The sequence below is a fragment of the Streptomyces sp. NPDC021093 genome (assembly GCF_044333135.1).
GTDB lineage: Bacteria > Actinomycetota > Actinomycetes > Streptomycetales > Streptomycetaceae > Streptomyces.
This window is the reverse complement of sequence record NZ_JBIRQJ010000009.1, coordinates 219,298-238,207: the sequence shown is the minus strand read 5'-3', so window position 1 is coordinate 238,207 and position 18,910 is coordinate 219,298. Positions and strand designations below refer to the sequence as shown.

Here is an 18,910-nt window from a genome sequence, read left to right as displayed (position 1 = left end):
CACCGCGATCGGGGCTCCATAGGACCGCGTCGGACTCGGCGCCCCGCGCACCGTGTCGTGCACCGCACCGCATCGCGACCGAAACCGGCAATGGTTCGACCGTAACCGGCAGTGGTTCGACCGTCGGCCGGGGCCGGCCGGATCAGGAGAGCTGATCCGGCCGGCCCCGGTCCTGGACACCGCCCCACCGGTGCCCTCAGTCGCTGTGGACGCCGACCTCACTGAGCGAGTAGCCCCACTTGGTGCCGCGCTCCAGCCCCTGGATCCGTACGTAGCGCGCCGGAGTTCCGGCGAACCGTGCCGTGTCCAGGCCGCCGTCACCAGCCGTCGTGGACCAGGCCGTCCGCCAGTTCGTGCCGTCGGCCGACAGCTCGATGCGGTACGACTTCCCGTACGCCGCCTCCCAGTCGAGGGTGACGCGCTTGACCTGGTGCGTGGATCCGAGGTCGATCCGCAGCCACTGGTCGTTGTTCCACTCGCTGGCCCAGCGGGTTCCCTTGTCGCTGTCCACGGCCCGGCCGGGAGTGAACTGGACGAAGGGGTTCCACCACTCCGACGTGGACGCCGAGGCGGCCCTGCCCGAGGCCAGGTTCACCCCGGGTTTGTGCCGCTCGGAGTTCCCCCAGGTGCGGAGGTAGGACTCGGCGCCCGTGAAGAGGTCGTCCACGACCTTCTGGCCGCCGACGATCCGGATGTCCTCGATCCAGTCCGGGACCATGCCGTAGTGCGACGCGCCGTTGGTGTTGAAGTCCCAAGTGCGCTCGCCCGTGGTCTGTTTGTCGATCACCGAGCCGCCGTCCGTGCTGCGGAACGGGTACTTCACCGGGTTCGGGGTGTCCCCGCCCCGCGGGGCCGGCCAGCCGCCGACCCCGTTCATGTCGGTGCCGTAGCCGTAGCCGACCTTGTACTTCTCGCGCAGGGCGGCCGTGCGTTCGGCCTCCGCGCTGAACGCCTTCGAGCCGCTCATGTACTGGGCGGCGAAACCACCGAGCCTGTAGAGCCGCTCGGTCCAGCCCAGGTCCATCCAGCTGTGCGAGGAGATCACGCCCGGGTACGACTCGGACTCCAGGATGTCGAAGGCCTGCCCCGCGGCCTTGACGCTCATGTGGTCGATCTCCAGCATCATGTTGCGTTTCATCATGCCGCGCACCGCGTAATCACCGAGGTCGGTCAGCCCGCGGGTGTTGCACTGCGCGCCCGAGGCGTACGAGGGGACGGCCACCCCCGCCGGCAGCCTCTTCTCGGCCTCCGCCGCCTTCGCGTTGCCGATGGGGTTGTCGTGCTGCGGCCCGCGGCAGGTCTCCGTCTTCCAGAAGGTGCCGGTGGACAGGAACTGGCCCACGTTGATGGCCGTACCGAGGGTGCCGGAGTCGAAGCGCACCCCGCACAGGGCGTTGTCGAACTTGTGGCACAGGAACATGCTGCTCACGCCCAGCTCCTTGAGCTCGTCCAGGCCGCGGTCGATGTCCTCCTTGCTGCACTGCGCGACATCCAGGATCTGCTTGCAGCCGAAGGGCTCGGAGGTCTCGACGCCCAGGACGACGGCCAGCTTGCCCTGCTCGACGATCTTGCGGGCCTGTGCGCTGTCGGTGACGATCCTGAACCAGCCCTTGCCAGGACCGCCGTACATCTTGTCGATGTAGGCCTGCATGTCGTACGTCTTCTTCGCCTCCAGGCGGATGGCGGTCATCTCGTCGCAGCTGCGGTCCTTGAAGAAGTAGACCGAGCAGATCACGCCGTTGGTCACGAGGTCGTTGACGAGCACCCGCTGGCCGCCGCGCCAGGCCCGCTCGACCCAGGCGTAGTAGTTCTGCTGGTGGGTCAGCGAGTCGTGGGCGGGCCAGTCCTTGAAGGTGGGCCACCCGTTGGGATCGTGCTTGCCGTCGCCGCCCTTGGTGATCATGTCGAAGATGGCGAGCGTGCCGTCGGGGTAGTGCTCGGGGCAGTCCTTGAGCGCGTCGGTGACGCCCTGTTCCGAGAACGGCTTGCCGCAGATCAGCCGGCCGCCGAAGCCCTCGTTGGACATGAGGTGGTCGTGGGCGTCGACGAAGCCCCGCACACGGCCCTGGGCGTCGGTGCCCTTGAAGGGCTCGCCCGTGACGTTGATCTGTGAGTCGGGTGCCGGCCGCGCGGTCGGGGTCCACCAGTCGGACTCTGCCGCGGAGCTGGGCACCGGACCGAGTACCAGGGCCATCAGGGTGAGGAGCAGTGACACCACCGTGAGGGATCTGAGCCTGTGGCGCGGAGATTGAACCATGGTCATCACACAGGTCCTTAGATGTGAGGTGGGCTCATGTTCCGCACATACGTTAGGCAGGTGAGCCCGCAGCGCCAACCCCCTTGACGGGGAGTGTCGTTGGGGAATGGGGAGGACTGGTGTTCGTACGGGGTCGGCGGGCGGCTCAGCCGCGCTGGGCGCGGATGAGGTCGCGGTACCAGGCGAAGGACGCCTTCGGAGTGCGGACCTGGGTGTCGTGGTCGACGTGGACGAGGCCGAAGCGCTGGTGGAAGCCCTCGGCCCATTCGAAGTTGTCCAGCAGGGTCCAGGTGAAGTAGCCGCGGACGTCCACGCCCTGGGCCACGGCGGCGTCGACGGCCCGGAGGTGGGTGTCCAGGTAGTCGATGCGGTCGAGGTCGGGAACGGTGCCGTCCGCGGTGACGACGTCCTCGACCGAGCAGCCGTTCTCCGTGATGTAGACCGGCGGGAGTGCCGGGTAGCGCTGCTTGAGACCGACCAGCAGTTCCCGCAGGCCGTCGGGGGCGACGGGCCAGCCGAAGGCGGTGCGGCGGTAGCCCTCGACGGGGGCCTCTTCGAACGGCAGGCCGTCGGAGGTCGGAGCCTGGATGCGGGTCGGGTTGTAGTAGTTGACGCCGAGCGCGTCCAGGGGGGCCGAGATCAGTTCGAGATCGCCGTCCTGGACGGAGCCGCCGAGGGTGGCGTCCACGCCGTAGGCCGACAGGTCGGGGTAACTGCCCGTAAGGATCGGGTCGTTGAACAGGCGGTTGTGGAGGTTGTCGTAGGCCTGCGCGGCGGCGCGGTCGCCGGGGGCGTCCGAGGCGGGCCAGACCGGGGTGCAGTTGTTCGCGATCATCACCTGGAGACCGCGTGCCCGCAGCTCCCTCGACGCCAGGCCGTGGCCGAGCAGTTGGTGGTGGGCGACCGGCAGGGAGTCCAGGAACAGGGTGCGTCCTGGCGCGTGGGTGCCGAGGGCGTAGCCCCAGACCATGTGGATGAACGGCTCGTTGAGCGTGATCCATTTCTGGACGCGGTCGCCCAGCCTGTCGGCCGTGACGGCGGCGTACTCGGCGAAGCGGTACGCGGTGTCCCGGTTCAGCCAGCCCCCTTCGTCCTCAAGGCCCTGCGGGAGGTCCCAGTGGAACAGTGTCGGGACGGGTTCGACGCCGCGTGCCAGCAGGCCGTCGACCAGCCGGTCGTAGAAGTCCAGGCCCCGGAGGTTGACCTCGCCCCTGCCGGTCGGCCGGATCCTGGGCCAGGCGAGGGAGAAGCGGTAGCCGGTGAGGCCCGCCTCGGCCATCAGCGCCAGGTCCTCCTCGTACCGGTGGTAGTGGTCACAGGCCACGTCGCCGGTGTGTCCGTCGCGGACCGTACCGGGGCGGGCGGTGAAGGTGTCCCATACGGACGGTCCGCGGCCGTCCTCCTTGGTGGCGCCCTCGATCTGGTAGGACGCCGTCGAGGCACCCCAGACGAAGTCCGCGGGCAGATGGTCCAGTGTCATGTGCGACCCCCTGAAATATGAGTAGGGCTCATGTTAGCTCGCCGGGTGGGATGATGGAACGGTGAACCAAGATCGCACCGCGGGGTCGCTGCGCCGCATGCCCGTGCAGAAGCGCAGTGCCGAACGTTTCGAACGGTTGCTGGACGCCTGCGCCGAACTCCTGGACGAGGTCGGCCATGCCGCGCTGACCACCAAGGAGGTGGCCCGCAGGGCCGAGGTGCCCATCGGCACCCTCTACCAGTTCTTCTCCGACAAGGAGGGGCTGATCGGCGCGCTCGCCGCCCGCAACCTGGAGGCCTTCCTGGAGCGGGTCGCGGCCCGGCTGGAGCGCGAGGAGCCCGAAGAGATCTCGGGCGTCGTCGACGTGGCCGTCGAGGAGTTCGTCGCCATGCGTCGGACGATCCCCGGTTTCGGCGTGGTCGACTTCGGCGCGGTGGGCCGGGACCACACCCTCGACCCGGCCCTGGACAACAACACGGCGGTCGCCGGAAGGCTGCGCTCACTGACGGCGTCCCTGTCCGGAGTCCCTGACGACGCCGAGCTGGAGCTCGCCATCCGGGTGGCACTGGAGTGCGCGGACAGCGTGCTGAGGCTTGCCTTCCGTACCGATCCGCAGGGCGACCCCCAGCTGATCGCCGAGTGCAAACGAGTCCTCAACAGCTATCTGAACGATCGGATCCGGTCACTGGCGACAGGTCGGCGAGCGCGCCGGCGGACGCCCGTGACCTGCCAGGAACGCGCTAGCGGACACTCCTGACCTTCCACACCAGCACCGCGCCCAACGCGGACATGGCCGCGGAGCAGAGGAACAACGAGCGGTAGCCCCCGAGATCGCCGAGCACGACCGAGGCGATCGGTGGAACCAGCACGTAGGGCAGCGAAGCCATCAGGTTGGCCAGGGCCATGTCCTTGCCGCGGTTCGCCGAGGCGGGGAGCACCTCGGTGACCAGGGCGGTGTCGACGGCCAGGTACACGCCGTAGCCCAGCCCCAGGACGACGGCTGAGACCAGCGTCATGGGCCACGTGGGCGCCAGCGCGAGCGGTATCGCGGCGACGGCCATCGTGACGCCGCCGAGGAAGACCAGCATGCGGCGCCTGCCCAACCTGTCGGAGAGCCAGCCGCTGAGGACGACCGTCGAGATCGTGGCCAGGCAGTTGACGCCGATCACGAGAAGCAGGCCGTCCTCGGTGGACTCGCCGGGGAACAACTGCTCGTAGTGCAGGACGTCGTCCAGGAAGTACGGCATGTAGAGCGTGCCCAGGCCGTAACCAAGACCCATGATGAACCGCGAACCCATCGCCCAGACGAAGTCGGGATGCGCGCGCGGGCTGATCCGGTAACCGTTCAGAAAGGTACGCAGCGAGAACGGCTCGCGGTGCTCGCGGGGGAGCGGCGGATCCTTCATCGTGACCGCGAACACCACGATCAGCAGCGGGAACGCGGCCATCAGCACGTACTGCGCGGGAAAGCCCGTCACAAGCCCGAGCAGCAGCCCGCCCGCGACCATGCCGCCTGCCTGCGGGACCGTGGCCCACCCCAGCACCACGCCGCGTTGCCCGACCGGGACCCGGTCGGGCACCACAGGGGCGAGCCCGGCACCGATGACCATGAAGGCGGAGGACAGTACGAGAGTGCCGAGCGCGACCCCGGCGACCGTCGTCTGGACGCCGGTGAAGACCAGGGCCGCCATGCAGAGCAGCGAGCCCGCGATCATCCACGGCCGGCGGCGGCCGAACCGGCCGGTGGTGCGGTCGCAGAGCGCGCCGGCCAGCGGCGCGATGACGATCCCCGAGATCGCGCCCATCATGCTGACCCAGGCGTAGCTGCCGATCTTCCCCGCCGGGTCGATCTGCGCGATCTGCTCGGGCATCAGGAACGTGGTCGGTACCTGCATCGGGATGAACATCCCGGCGTTGGCCAGGACGTACAGGGCGAGCCAGCCGGGACCGACCCTGCGGGTGGGCTCGGCGAGAGCCTCGGGCCGTACGGGGGCGAGGCTCATCGGGGCACTCTCTTGAGGTGGACGAGCTCGCTCGTCCAGTCGAAGGGCAGCAGGGGCGGGAGACCGTGGCCGAGCAGGACGGCGCCCTCGTGGACGGTGCCGGTGGCCTCGTCCCGGTAGCGGGCGTCGGGGTCCAGACCCTTCAACCGGGTGCGGGCGACCGAGCGGGTCAGCGCGGACGGCTGGAACTGGAAGACGACGACCTCGCCCTCGTCCTCGGTGAGGTACTGCACGGCGTCGTGTCCCAGGCGGTGCAGGACGCCGCCGTGCACCACGGGCCGGATCCGCTTGTACTGCTCGACCAGCATCCGGGCCCAGGCCAGCTCCTCCTCGCTCCAGTTCCGCAGGTCGCCGCCGATGCCCAACGCCCCGGCCATCGAGACATGGAAGCGGTACCGGATCGAGGTCGGGCGGGCGCTGGAGCTGTTCGGGCTGTCGGTGACCCAGGCGCCCATGGTCCGGGCGGGCAGCAGCTGGCAGTGGCCGTGCTGGATCGCGACCCGGTCTGCGGCGTCGGTGTTGTCGGACGTCCAGACCTGGTCGGCGCGGGCCAGCACGCCCAGGTCCGCCCGGCCGCCACCGCCCGCGCACGATTCCAGGTACAGGCCCGGGCGCGCGGCGCGCAGCCGGTCCATCACCTCGTAGACGCCGCGCGTGTGCTCGATCCAGACCCGGTCGGGATCGGCGGCCCCGGGCTGCCCCGCCTCGCTGAAGGGCCGGTTCATGTCCCATTTGAGGAACGCGACGTCCAGCTCGGTGACGGTCCTGACCAGCCATTCGACCGCCCATTCGCGGACGTCGCGGCGGGCGAAGTTCAGCACGTGCTGGTGGCGGCGCTGCGTACGGGTACGGCCGTCCTGGCGGAGGATCCAGTCGGGGTGCGCACGGAAGAGGTCGCTGTCGGGGTTGACCGCCTCGGGTTCGACCCACAGGCCGAAGTCCATGCCCAGCGCGCGGACGCGGTCGGCGAGCGGGCCCAGGCCGTCCGGGAAGCGGTCGGGGTTGGGCCACCAGTCGCCGAGCCCGGCCGTGTCGCTGGTGCGGGCGCCGAACCAGGCGTCGTCCAGCACGAAGACCTCGACGCCGAGACCCGCCGCCAGTTCGGCCAGCTCCATCTGCTGCTTCTCGGTGACGTCGAACTCGGTCGCCTCCCACGAGTTGAAGATCAGCGGGCGCTCGGCCGGACGGGCGGGCAGCACCTGGCCCTCGACGTAGGCGTGCCAGCGGCGGCTGGTGCCGCCGAAGCCGTCGGGGGAGTACAGCCCGGTGAAGACCGGGGTCTCCAGACACTCGCCCGGGAGCAGCTTCCAGACCAGCCCCTCATGACCGAACCCGCCGGTCCAGGAGGCGCGGCCGTAGGGGTCGCGGCGCAGGGTGATGCGGCGGCTGCCGCTCCAGGCCAGGGCGGCGCTCCAGACCTCGCCGTGCTCCTCGGCGGCGTCGTGTGCGTCGAGCATCAGCCAGGGTCCGGCGTGCTGTCCCGTGATGCCGAGGCGGCTGGTGAACACGGTCTCCCCGACGGGCACCCGGTCGCGCCGGAGTTGGCACTCCCGGCCCCATTCCCCCACCACATGGCTGACCCGGTAGTCGTGCCTGGCGGGCAGCGTCCAGGCGGCGGAGTCGAACCGCAGGACGTCCACCGGTTCGTCCGCGGTGAGGACGGCCCAGCGCTCGATCTGGTCATGACCGTCCCGGATCCGGTAGTGCAGATCGAGACCGAGCGAGCGGACGCGGTCGGTGAAGCAGAGCGTGAGCAGGCCCTCTTGGGCTTCTTGGCCTTCTTGGGCTTCTTGGGCGGTGTACGAGACGAACCGCCAGTCGAAGCCGCGCACGCCGTCGTCGAACCGGACGGTCAGCGAGGGCGCCCCGAATCGCAGGCCGCCCTCCACCACGTACTCCTCACCGCCGGGATCGTCGCCACCGGGGTCCTCGGTGGGCAGTCCTGCCGCGATCACGGCGGCCTGCTCCAGGGTCAGCGGCCGGCCCCAGTGCACGTGCCGGGGGACGTCGTCGGCGTCCAACTGGAAGGCGTAGGAGGTGCCGGGCGTGCTCAGCAGCCACAGGCGGGCTTCGGCGTGGTGGGTGATCACGCAATTCCTTAAATATGAGGTGGGCTCATGTTCTGCTCACACGGTAGGCAGGCGAGCCCGTGACGCCAACCCCCTTGGCGGGGGCGATCGTTGGGAAACGGGGAAGGGTGCTCCACCGGGGGAGCACCCGCGAGGAGCGGACGAGAGGGACTCGGTACCTGAATCAGTGTCAGGTCGCAGGCCGGAAGCGGTAGACGCAGAGTCCACGGTCGCCACCGGCGGTGCTGCCCCGGCCGCCAACTGCAAGACCGCAGTGGGCCCTTGGTGCGCTGGGTGGCCACCACTTGCCCGCTCCGGCGGTCCCACACCCGTACGGTGGCGTCCTCGCCCGCCGTCGCGATCCAGTGGGTGTCCGGCCCGTGACTCTCCCGATTCGAAGTCCCGGAGCACGACCCTGCCCTGACCGTCCGCGCCGGCCAGCCGGGAACTGTCGGGAGCGAAGACCGGCCGAGGTTCACCCCGCGGCGGTCCGAACGCCCCGTACCACCCGAAGCTGTCGAACGTCAGCGAGGCGGCACCGTCCTCCGCCCCGTGGAGCTGTACGGCGGTACGACGAGCCGCAGCTACGTGCAATCCGTCCGGCGTGTACGCGACGGTGGTCACGGGCCCGGCCGTTGCCGTCCGGCGACTGTCGGGCGCGACAGGCAGCGGGTCCCGCACGCAGCCCATGAAGCCGGGCCCTCGACCCAGGGCGGGGACAGGTGTGCCGTTCACCGCATGTACGAACCCGCGCTCATCCGCTGCCGCGTACCGGCTCCCGTCCGGTGCGGTCGTCAGGTCGTCCCGTATCTCGCCGGGGAAGTAGCGCCGTGTCTCGTAGCGGCCCGGCTCCGGCCCGCAGAGGTGATCCCGGCGGCCCGGCAGGCACGCGCGACGTGGCTGCTGACGGTGAATGAGGACAACGCTAGTTCGCCGCCGATGCCGTCGTCGCTGCCGCGGCGTGCGAGCCCGCCGATGACCTGGATCTCGGGCGTCTCAGCCGCCGCCGGAATGGTGCGGGGCGGGTGCCCGTCCGGGGTACGGGGCCCGGTGATCTGCGGCCGCGCCGTGTGGGCGCGAGCGACCGGAAGTGACGTGGCAGGCAGGCAGCGGCGGAGGCCGAGAGCCCCGGCCGCGCGCCCGCCGGGACGGTGTGTCAGATCATGGCGAGCCGGTCCACCAGCAGGTCCACCCTCGGTCCGGTGTCCTCCGGCGGCAGTCGTCCCGCTCGGGTCAGGGTGGCCAGCCCGTGCAGGGCCGCCCAGAACACCTCGGTGAACAGTGCCGGGTGGACGCCTTCCCCGGCGACCTCGCCGAGCGTTTCCAGCAGGGCGCCGAAGGCGTCCTTCAGAGGTTGTGGGGTGTCCTCGTTCGCGAAGGCCAGGCCGCCGTCGAGCTGGAACATGGCGTCGTAGACCGCCGGGTTGTGCACGGCGAAGTCGAGGTAGGTGCGGGCGAGGGCGGTGACCCGGGCGCGCGGGCCGTCCGCTGCGGGGGTCGCGGCCCGCAGTGCGGCGGCCATCTCGGTGGCGCCCTCCAGGGCGACGGCGCCGATGATCTCGCGCTTGCCGCGGAAGTGGCTGTAGAGGACGGGCTGGCTGTACTCGATGCGCTCGGCGAGCCGGCGGGTGGTGACCGCGTCCCAGCCCTGCTGCTCGGCGAGTTCGCGGGCCGTTGCCACGATGAGCCGTTCGCGGTCCGCCCGTTCGCGCTGCTTGCGTTCCTGTACCGACATGACTCGATCCTAGCATCGCTAGACAATCGAGCGGCAGTAGTACTAGCGTTGCTTCATCACCTAGCAATGCTAGATCCCAGGAAGGGCCGTCATGCTCAACGCACTTGAGGTCATCACCACCGTGGTCGTCGGCGTGATGGTGGGGGTGGAGTTCTCCGTCGCCTTCGTCATCAACCCGATCCTCAACGCGCTCCCCGACGACAGTGGCCAACTCGGCCGCGCCCACGGGGGCCGGATGCTCGGGGCCGTGATGCCGGTCTGGTACATCACCTCGCTCGTCCTCGTCGCGGTCTGGGCCGTCGCCGGATGGCACGACGGCGGCGCCGGACTGGTCGTCACCGCGGGCGCACTGCTGATCCTCAGCGTGGTCATGTCGGTCCTGCTGCTCGTCCCGATCAACAACCGGGGTAAGACATGGACGCCTGAGAACCGGCCCGCCGACTGGAAGGAGCAGATGAACCGCTGGGACCGCTTCCACTACGTCCGCGTCGCCGTCATCATCGCCGCCTTCGCCCTGCTGGTCGCCGCCCTCGCCTGACCGCACGGCTCGACACCGCGCATGCGGCGCACCGTCCCACTCGCCGGGGCGGCAGCGGGCCACCCCGCTCAGCGGCCTTGAGCGATTCGGGGGCGTCCGCCCGGCTTGGGCGGCGGCACGAGCGGAGCCAGTACCGCCCGTTCCACATCGGACGGGCCCGCGGGACACCCGCGTCGCCGACCGGTCATCACGACCTCCACCAGCGCAAGAGCTACCAACTCGCGTGCCCTGCGCGAGGCTTCTCAGGCACCCACCAGCCAGGGGAGCAAGTAGTTGTGCAGGTGGGGGTGCGTGATTAGAGTGACGGCCGTGCTCGGAGTGGTCGGCGGGGGCCGGTAACCCGGGCCTGAGGAAAGGGAATTCCGTCGTGACCGAGACCGAGAATGCCGCCGCCGATTCCGCGTTACCCGACATAACCAACCGGCCCGACAGCCTCGACGGGATCGAGGTGCTCGCCTCGCTCAGCCCCGACTTCGACGCCGACCCGTACACCGCCTACGCGCGGCTGCGCGAACGCGGTCCGGTGCACCAGGTAGTGACGCCCGACAGGGGCGTGGTGTGGCTCGTGGTCGGGTACGAGGCCGCGCGCGAGGCCTTCACCGCCCCGCAGCTCAGCCGGGACTGGCAGCGCGAGTATCGGCAGGCCGGCTGGAGCCCGCCGTACGCCCTGAACATGCTCGGCAACGCCAACATGCTGATGAGCGACCCGCCCCACCACACCCGGCTGCGGAAGCTGGTGTCGCAGGAGTTCACGGCCCGGCGGGTCGAGAGGATGCGAGGGCGCGTCCAGGAGATCACCGACGAGCTGCTGGACCGCATGTCGGCGGACGGAGCGCGCGGCGCCGACCTCATCGAGGCGTTCGCCTCTCCGCTCCCCATGATCGTCATCTCCGAACTGCTCGGCGTCCCCGGCCTGGACCGGGCCGCCTTCCACGCCTGGTCCAACGAGACCCTCGCGCCCACCAGCCCCGAGGCGGAGAAGGAGGCGTACGAGCAGGTCATGCCGTATCTCGCGGGGCTCATCGCCGCCAAGCGCGAGAGCCCGGGGGAAGACCTGCTCAGCGCTCTCGTCCACACGGTCGACGAGGGCGGCGACCAGCTCACCGAGGACGAGCTGGTCTCGTTGGCCTTCCTGATGCTCGTCGCCGGGCACGAGACGACGGTCAACACGATCGGCAACGCGGTGCGCGCGCTCCTCGCGCACCCCGAGCAGCTGGCGGCCGTACGGGCCGATCCGGCGGGGCTGGCGGCGGGGCTGGTGGAGGAGACGCTGCGCTACGACGGGCCGGTGGAGACCACCACGCCGCGCATCGCCCTGGAGGAGACCGAGATCGGCGGCGTACGGGTGCCGCGCGGTGCCATCGTGCTGATCACCATGGCCGGCGCGGACCATGACCCGGCGCGCTTCCCCGATCCGGCACGCTTCGACGTACGGCGGCCCGATGCCCGGAACAATCTCTCCTTCGGACACGGGATCCACTTCTGCCTGGGCGCCCCCCTCGCCCGTCTTGAGGGTGAGGTGGCGCTGCGCACGCTGCTGGAGCGCTGCCCGGATCTGACGGCGGACGGGGAGCCGGGGGAGTGGCTCCCGGGCATGCTGATCCGGGGGAGGCGGAGCCTGCCGGTGCGGTGGTGATTCGCCCGCCGCGGGCGGGCTGACGGGCGGATGAGCGGTCGCGGCACGCCGTTCGGGCAGGTCGGCGGGGACTGTCAGGGGCGGGGTCCACACTGTCCGCAGTGCTGCGACAGAGGCGTCACGCACCGGGCAGGAGAGAGGCGATCGTCATGACCGTGCCCCTGCTGCTGGCGAGCACCGGAGAGGGGCTCTTCCTCGCCCACCGGCGTGACGGGGCACGGGAGTTCGAGGAGCCGCACCTTTTTGATCGGGCCGTGTACGCCGAGGCCGTCCACGTGCGGCACCCGGGCGGGCCCCGGCTGCTCGCCTCCGGGGACAGCGCGCACTGGGGCCCAGAGTCTTCCACTCCGACGACCTCGGCGCCGGCCGGCAGGAGCCCGAGCGGCCCGCCGTGCGCTTCCCGGAGGGGACCGGTCCGCGGGCGGGGGCGAGACCTTCGAGCTCGTACGCGGCCTGTGGGACCGCCCGCACCGCCCCCGGTGGGTGCCCGGGCGGCGACGCGGGCGCCAGCTGGCGGGCGTCCGGCGAGGGCATCGAGGCGCGCTTCCTGCCGGAGTCGTATCCGGAGTACGGGCAGTGCGTGCACAAGATCGTGCGGGACGCGGACGATCCGGAGCGCCTCTACCTCCGGAACCACTGGTCGTATCCGGGCAGTCGCCTCCCGGGTACGAGTGCTTCGACGTGAGGTTCCGCCGCATCGCCTCCCCCTGTCCACAGGGGCAGGCGCTTTTCGCCTGGCCGGATTTAAAGCGCCGATTATTTCCTTATGCACCATTATTTGCAGACGTCGTCTTGATTGCGTCGCTTTCCCGGCCATGCGTGGGGCCGAACTTTGCGTAGTTTCAAGCCAATTGGAACTCAGTCGCATACTCCGCTCTGAGTGAACGGCCTCTCAACTCCCCCCGGATGGGGTCGGAGTGCGTGTTAGCTTCGATAAGTGAGAGGGGGCGAGTGGAGTGCTGCTTCCGGCTCCAATTGGTCGGATATCAGCTGAACGGACGCAGCTCAGGCCTTTAGCGGACACGCAAGGACAGAGGAGTGAAATCGCATGAGCACTCGGCAGTTGCCTCCTGAAGCAGGCCAGATGATGCCTTACGCCCGCGGTGGTGCCGGTGAGGGGGTCAGCGTGGATGCGGTTTACAACCGTCTTCTTGAGGACCGCATCATTTTCCTCGGCAAGGAAGTTGACGATGACATCGCCAACCGCGTTACCGCGCAGATGCTGATGCTCGCCGCGGATCCGACCCGTGACATTTATTTGTACATCCACTCACCGGGCGGCTCCGTCACCGCTGGCATGGCGGTCTACGACACCATGCAGTACATCAAGAATGACGTCGTGACCATTGCGATGGGATTCTGTGCCTCCATGGGCCAGTTCCTTCTGACCGCCGGTGCGAAGGGAAAGCGATTCGCCTTGCCGCACACAAAGATCCTCATGCACCAGCCTTCGGCCGGTTTCGCCGGCTCGGCCTCGGACATCAAGATCTACGTGGACCAACTGGTGCGCACCAAGCGGGAAGTGGCCGAGCTCATCGGGCAGCACTCCGGCCAGGACACCGAGACGATCACCCGTGACTCCGACCGGGACCGCTGGTTCACCGCCCAGGAGGCCAAGGAGTACGGCCTGATCGACGAGGTGATGAGCTCGACCGTGGATCATCCGGGCCTTGGCGTTGCCGGCTAGTCCTCTGCCCCACGGAGCAGCACATCCATCCACCTCGGGAGGACCACGCTCAGTGAGCGCATCCATGCCCACACCCGCCTCGCTCCCGTTCGGATCCGGCCACCTTCGTCCGGAAAGCCGTTATGTCGTCCCGCGTTTCGTGGAACGTACCTCGCAGGGCACCAGGGAGTACGACCCCTATGCGAAACTCTTCGAGGAGCGCGTAATCTTTCTCGGCACCCCGGTCGATGACGTCGTGGCGAACGACATCATGGCCCAGCTCTTGTGCCTTGAGTCGCAGGACCCTGACCGGGACATTTCTCTCTACATCAATTCGCCTGGCGGTGACCTCACTCCGCTCACCGCTGTCTACGACACCATGCAATTCGTGCGGCCCGATATCCAGACGGTCTGCCTCGGGCAGGCCAGTTCGGTGGCCGCCGTGATTCTGGCCGCGGGCACCCCTGGGAAGCGTCTGGCTCTGCCGAGCGCTCGGATCCTCCTCCAGCAGCCGCACAATGACGGAACCCAGGGCCAAGTGTCCGACCTGGAGATCCAGGGCCGTGAGGTCCAGCGTCAGCGGGAGCTGATCGAAGGGCTTCTCGCCAAGCACACCGGCCGGGACGTCGCACAGATCAACAAGGACGTCGACAGAGCCCAAGTCCTCACCGCCGATCAGGCGTTGAAGTTCGGGCTTGTCGACCAGGTGGTATCTCCTCGCGCCATCCCAGGTGCGGGTTGATGCGGCAGAATGCAGCGGCCTGAGGTTCGACTGCGAACGGACCTCGATTCCCCTGGACATGGAGGCTGCCGTACATGCCGGGCCCGGTGTCCGGATGGCCGTCGTCGGCGATCTTCATGATCTTGCTGACGACGGCCATCGACCGTTGACGAGGTCAACAGCGGCCTGTACTCCATGGTGATGACGCGCCCGGAACAAGATCGGCGACCTTCCGGCCATCACCGCACTTCAGAGACGTGCCGGCGACGGCCGGTCGGCCCTGTCAGTTCGGTCGTCCTGGCCCGGAGGTCGCTACAGTTCGGCCCCATGAGCACGGTTACCACACGCTCGGTCGCCTACCCGGCCGACGGTCTCACGATGGTCGGGCACCTGGCACTCCCGGCAGGCGCCGACCATCGGCCCGCAGTTCTGGTCGGGCCCGAGGGGACCGGACTGAACGACTTCCAGCGCAGCAGGGCCGACGCCCTGGCTGAGTTGGGGTACGTGGCGTTCGCCTTCGACATCCATGGCGGACGGTGGTTCACCGACCCCGAAGAGATGATGGCCCGAGTAACTCCCCTGCTCGCAGATCCCGACCGGATGCGGGGGATCGGTCACGCGGCGCTCGACGTGTTGCGTGCCGAACCGCGGACCGATCCCGACCGGATCGCCGTCATCGGCTACGGCACCGGGGGCGCCATCGGGCTGGAACTTGGGCGCGACGGTGTCGATCTGCGTGCGATCGGGACGGTCAACGCCCTGACCACGGGCCGACCGGGTGAGGCGGCGCGCATCCGCTGTCCTGTGTGGGCAGGGGTCGGATCGGAAGACCCGATCATGCCACCCGCGCAACGGGACGCATTCGTCGCCGAAATACTGGCCGCGGGAGTCGACTGGCGTCTCGTGGTCTACGGCGGTGCTTTGCACGCATTCCACCACCCCCCGGTGGACCAGCGCGTGCGCCCCGGAGTGGGCCACCACCCTCGACACGCGCGACGTGCCTGGAGCGACGTCGTCGGTCTGCTCGACGAGTGTCTGCCTGTAACGGAGTGATCCTTCCAGCAGTGCCGGTTTCGGGCTGCGCCGGTTTCGGGCTGCGCACCAGCAGGCGTCTTGCCCCGCGGCCGGGGCAACAAGGGCGAACCTGCTGATGGCGCACCCGTTGTTGCGGACGCTCTCGGCATTCGGCGCTGCGGAAACATGACCGCCTGAAGATCACCAACAGCGTTCCGAGGCCGTGCCGGAGCCACGTCACGCCCCGCTTCGCGAAGGCGGTCCTCCGAACTGAAGCACCGAGTCGACGGGGCGGCGCAGTGAGCGGGCCGTTGGCGGCGACGCGTAGGAGAGCCGAAAGAGCATGAGCTCGGCCTCGTCCGGCTTGCCGGGGACGACAGCGGTGAACCTGGTGCGCAGAGCGCGCAGAACGTCGGTCTCGGTGGCGTCGAATCCGGTCTCGCCACCACCTTCCACGCGGGCGAACAGGTAGAGCAGGGAGGTGTGGGGCTGGAATCCCAAGCCGAGGGAGGTGGCGGTGAGCCAGAGCCGTTGCAGGGCGCGGCCGCCGTTGGCGAAGGCGTGCGGGCCCTTGCCCGGGATGGTGAGGCAGCCGACGGCCGACGAGGCGGCAAGGGCCTTTCCGGCACTCTCCTCGAAGGCTTTGCCGCCGCCGATCCGGCGAACGAAAGCCAGACCGGACCATTGCCGTGCCAGACGGACGCCCGCGAGGTCGACGTCGTCGAGCCCCAGCGTGGCGACGTCGATGCCGTCCCGCGTGCGCCGCGTCTCCTCGGGGTCCCAGCGCAACTCGTTCATCATGTCCCGATGCAGTTGCGGAGAGAGTATCCGCAGCCGGTCGCCCGCCCCCAGGACCCGTCCCATCTCGTCCAACTGAGCGCGGTCGGTGACGAGGTGGAGTCGGGCGCCGCTCTCGGCGGCGCAGTCCGTCAGCGCTGCGGCGTGCGACTCGTCGAGCGGGCGAACGGGGCCGGGGCTGCGGTTGGTGGTGCGGTGCTCGATCCAGTCGAACAGCGCGGGGCGCGGGACGTCAGCCGCGCTGGAGAAGGTGAGTCGGCAGACCAGGCCGGGGTCGGCCGGGGTGGGGAAGTACTGCACATGGCAGGCCCAGCCCGAGGCCGCGGCCGCGAGGTGAATGTTCTCCACCGCCGCGCCGATGGCCAGATGGGAGGCGCAGCCTTCGAAGTCGAGCAGGGTCTGCGGCTGCGCGGCGTCGATGCGGCAGTCCAACGTCTCGTCATGGGCTATGAACTGCCAGGGCTGGCTGTTGCCGCCGGACGGTGCCTGGATGCCGTGGGCGACCAGGCGGCGCATGCCTTCTTCACCCAGGGTGGCGCCGGCGTTGCTGGGCGGCGGCAGGAGAAGGGGAGGGGAGGCCACCTCCGCAGTGGGCTCGGACGTGGGCTCCGCCGGTGTCAAGGAGGTCTCCGCGCCCTCGCGGATCAGCGTGCCGGGGTCGACGAAGTACCGCCCCGAGGCAGTGAATTGACCGAGGAGAAGGCGGCGAGCGGTATCCGTCACCAGCGCGGCGCCCAGGCTGACTCCCGAGGCGAGCTGTGGCCATGAGGAGATGGTCTTGCCCGTCTCGACGAGGGAGGAGACCAGACGCTCGGACGGCTCGTCCTGACCGAGGATGCGGAGGAGGTGCGGGAGCTTCTCGCGGGTCGACATCACCTTGACATTGGCGGCCGCCACTCCCTGCAGAAGGCCGTGCAGAAGTGGACGTTCCGGTTCTAGGTCGAACCGCTCCACATCCAGCATGCCGCGCTCGTTGGTCTCCATCAGGACGGGGATGCCGAGCGCGCGGGCGCGTTCACGGACGTGGACCTTGAGGTACATGTCGTCGCACTCCTCGACGAGGAGGTCGGTGCGGCCACCGCCCGCGAGGAAGGCGTCGGTGTTCTCCTCGGTCAGTCCCTCCGGCCAGACAGTGATGTCGAGGTAGGGGTCGATCTCGTACATCTGCCGTGCGGCGATGACGACTTTGGGCAGGCCGACATCGGCGACCGAGGCGCGGAGCCGGTTGAGGTTGGAGAGGGAGAGGAGGTCGAAGTCGGCGAGCCGGAATCGGTCGCCCACACCTTCCTGAGCGAGGGTGACCGCACTTGCGGCACCCACGGAGAGGCCGACCACGGCCACGGTCTTCCGCGACAGGAGGTTCTGCTCCTCCGCGGTGATCTTGTAGCGGTTGCGGGACTGACGGAGCTCGCGGTGCTCGGCGGGCGGCAGGACGTGGACGAGCTGCCGCGACCAGGCGTACCACGCCCATGTGCCGTACTCCGCCGGGGGCCTGCCGCCGAGGTGGTCAGTGACCGCAGAGGCCAACTCGTCGTCGTCCGGGCGCCAGTCGGGGCGCCGGGCGGAGAGGAGCTCTGCCAGCTGGTCGGCGCACGTGTCGTGGACGGAGTCGACGGCACCGCTTTCGAGGAGCTCTGTCAGGGCGGAGCGTTGCTCGGGTTCTACCGGTGCGTACAGCCTCGGTTGCCATGGAGCCGTGTTGTCGGCGGTCTGGGTGAGGGCGCCGAGATGCGCTTCCAGGTTCATTGATCTCCTAACGTGCGTTGCTTACGGATGCCGAGGTGGTGGAGTGCCCGAGGCCGAGTTCCTCGGCGACGGCGCGGACCACGTCGGTGGGGATGCAGGGGGCTTCGTCCAGTGCGCGGTCCAGCAGGACCGCCGCATTGGTCAGCCGCTCCTCGCGATGGCGGATGGCCTCGGCCCGGTTGATGGAGTAGTACGCCGTGATGCCCGGAAACGGGCGGTCGTGCAGGGGGCGGTCGTGCCGGAAACGGAGACCGCACCGTTCGTACCCCTTGATTCGCTCAGTGGGGCCGCTGCCACAGATCACGGTGGCCCCCAGTCGCTGAGCCGCCACGACGGAGCTGAAGCACAGCAGGGACGCGAGGTTGCGGCCCCTGCAGTCGTTGTCCACCCAGATGCCGCAGATCTCTGCCACCGACTCGCCGGCGGCGACTTCGTCCGCCAGAGAATCGTTGAAATCTTGACTCGCGAGGTGGATCTCGGACGGCAGTTGGCCCGCTATTTTCCGGTGGATGCGGATACCGCCGACGGGCCTCTCGCCCTCGCCACCTGCCGTCTCGTCGAAAACAGCAAGATAACTCAACGGGTCGCGAATAGTGCGCGCGTCCGTGCTTCCGTACTTTGTCAGCGTCTCGTAGCCGGGCGCGGAGTAAGCGCGTTGCTGGGATTCGAGATAGGCGTCATAGGTGGGATCGTTGAACTGTGCCTCAAGTAGCCGGATATACACCAAGGGTCCTCGTGGGTTGGGTCGGATCCGGATCATGGATAGGGCTGCGGACGGTACCGAAAAGTACAGGACACCCCGTGGGCGGCCAAGTTCTTTGCGGCCTTCTTCGACGCTCGCGCGTCTCGCAGACATTCTCCGGAGCGGATATTCAACCCTAGCGATCAATGAGCGTCATGGTTCCGGCACTCTGTCCGTTTTGGAAAGATGATCCAGTTACCTGCCGCCCTATTCAATGGGCAATTTTCAGCCTCTTGATCGCTCGGACTGTGGCCAGGGTTGGGACTCCTTCAGCCGAAAATGAAGGGGTGCAGAGGTGGAAGCGATCGATTCACGCCACCGACGAGGGGGCGATGTGACGTGAGTGGCCTTGTGCGGTTCTCGGGTTTGGTGTTGCCTCGTGGTGCATCGCGACCTGAACGGATTCGTCATTCGGACAGGACGCGTCAACGGGGAGGAATTTATCGATGATGCAGGTGAAGGCGGCAATCTAGCCCCGCTCACCTGGTGCCGCGTCCCCGGGGCG

At 68.9% G+C, this 18,910-nt stretch carries 13 protein-coding genes and 1 pseudogene; 7 read left to right on the top strand and 7 right to left on the bottom strand.

What is annotated here, in order from left to right:
* Positions 1–196: 196 nt before the first annotated feature.
* Both ACH4SP_RS28435 and ACH4SP_RS28430 read right to left on the bottom strand, forming a co-directional pair.
* Entirely contained in the window at positions 197–2,263 is a 2,067-nt protein-coding gene (locus ACH4SP_RS28435) for a discoidin domain-containing protein (protein ID WP_398418779.1), read from the bottom strand.
* Positions 2,264–2,402: 139 nt separating this feature from the next.
* A complete protein-coding gene (locus tag ACH4SP_RS28430) occupies positions 2,403–3,737 on the bottom strand; it encodes a GH1 family beta-glucosidase (RefSeq protein WP_398418778.1) in 1,335 nt (444 codons plus the stop codon).
* A 61-nt stretch (positions 3,738–3,798) separates the two neighbouring features.
* On the opposite strand from ACH4SP_RS28430, the gene ACH4SP_RS28425 reads away from it, so the two are divergent.
* Positions 3,799–4,494, top strand: coding sequence for a TetR family transcriptional regulator (locus ACH4SP_RS28425; protein ID WP_398418776.1), 696 nt, complete (start codon positions 3,799–3,801; stop codon positions 4,492–4,494).
* On the opposite strand, the gene ACH4SP_RS28420 is transcribed toward ACH4SP_RS28425, so the two are convergent.
* From ACH4SP_RS28420 to ACH4SP_RS28410, 3 genes are all read right to left on the bottom strand, one after another.
* Positions 4,478–5,740: an MFS transporter gene (locus tag ACH4SP_RS28420; RefSeq protein ID WP_398418773.1), complete on the bottom strand. Its 1,263-nt coding sequence runs from the start codon at positions 5,738–5,740 to the stop codon at positions 4,478–4,480. The genes ACH4SP_RS28425 and ACH4SP_RS28420 overlap by 17 nt on opposite strands.
* Positions 5,737–7,830 carry an alpha-galactosidase gene (locus tag ACH4SP_RS28415; RefSeq protein ID WP_398418771.1) on the bottom strand — a complete coding sequence of 698 codons (2,094 nt, stop codon included), beginning with the start codon at positions 7,828–7,830 and terminating at the stop codon, positions 5,737–5,739. The genes ACH4SP_RS28420 and ACH4SP_RS28415 overlap by 4 nt, the downstream gene beginning before the upstream one ends.
* A gap of 1,135 nt (positions 7,831–8,965) precedes the next feature.
* Entirely contained in the window at positions 8,966–9,544 is a 579-nt protein-coding gene (locus tag ACH4SP_RS28410) for a TetR/AcrR family transcriptional regulator (protein ID WP_398418769.1), read from the bottom strand.
* Positions 9,545–9,635: 91 nt separating this feature from the next.
* Here ACH4SP_RS28410 and ACH4SP_RS28405 point away from each other — a divergent pair, with 91 nt between their 5' ends.
* The 6 genes and pseudogenes from ACH4SP_RS28405 (at position 9,636) to ACH4SP_RS28380 (ending at position 15,158) form a co-directional block, all read left to right on the top strand.
* Positions 9,636–10,082 carry an anthrone oxygenase family protein gene (locus ACH4SP_RS28405; protein ID WP_398418767.1) on the top strand — a complete coding sequence of 149 codons (447 nt, stop codon included), beginning with the start codon at positions 9,636–9,638 and terminating at the stop codon, positions 10,080–10,082.
* 367 nt (positions 10,083–10,449) lie between these two features.
* Positions 10,450–11,718, top strand: coding sequence for a cytochrome P450 (locus tag ACH4SP_RS28400; protein WP_398418765.1), 1,269 nt, complete (start codon positions 10,450–10,452; stop codon positions 11,716–11,718).
* Between the two features lie 149 nt (positions 11,719–11,867).
* Positions 11,868–12,358: pseudogene (locus ACH4SP_RS28395) on the top strand (exo-alpha-sialidase); the annotation flags it as partial.
* Between the two features lie 408 nt (positions 12,359–12,766).
* Positions 12,767–13,405, top strand: coding sequence for an ATP-dependent Clp protease proteolytic subunit (locus ACH4SP_RS28390; RefSeq protein WP_398418763.1), 639 nt, complete (start codon positions 12,767–12,769; stop codon positions 13,403–13,405).
* A gap of 64 nt (positions 13,406–13,469) precedes the next feature.
* Entirely contained in the window at positions 13,470–14,126 is a 657-nt protein-coding gene (locus tag ACH4SP_RS28385) for an ATP-dependent Clp protease proteolytic subunit (protein WP_398419144.1), read from the top strand.
* A 306-nt stretch (positions 14,127–14,432) separates the two neighbouring features.
* Positions 14,433–15,158: a dienelactone hydrolase family protein gene (locus ACH4SP_RS28380; RefSeq protein ID WP_398418761.1), complete on the top strand. Its 726-nt coding sequence runs from the start codon at positions 14,433–14,435 to the stop codon at positions 15,156–15,158.
* Positions 15,159–15,356: 198 nt separating this feature from the next.
* Here the strand turns inward: ACH4SP_RS28380 and ACH4SP_RS28375 are convergent, their stop codons facing one another.
* Together ACH4SP_RS28375 and ACH4SP_RS28370 are read right to left on the bottom strand one after the other, a co-directional pair.
* On the bottom strand, positions 15,357–17,663 hold the full coding sequence (locus ACH4SP_RS28375; protein WP_398418759.1) for an Rv1355c family protein: 2,307 nt from the start codon (positions 17,661–17,663) through the stop codon (positions 15,357–15,359).
* A 7-nt stretch (positions 17,664–17,670) separates the two neighbouring features.
* Entirely contained in the window at positions 17,671–18,387 is a 717-nt protein-coding gene (locus ACH4SP_RS28370; protein ID WP_398418757.1) for a GNAT family N-acetyltransferase, read from the bottom strand.
* Positions 18,388–18,910: the final 523 nt, after the last annotated feature.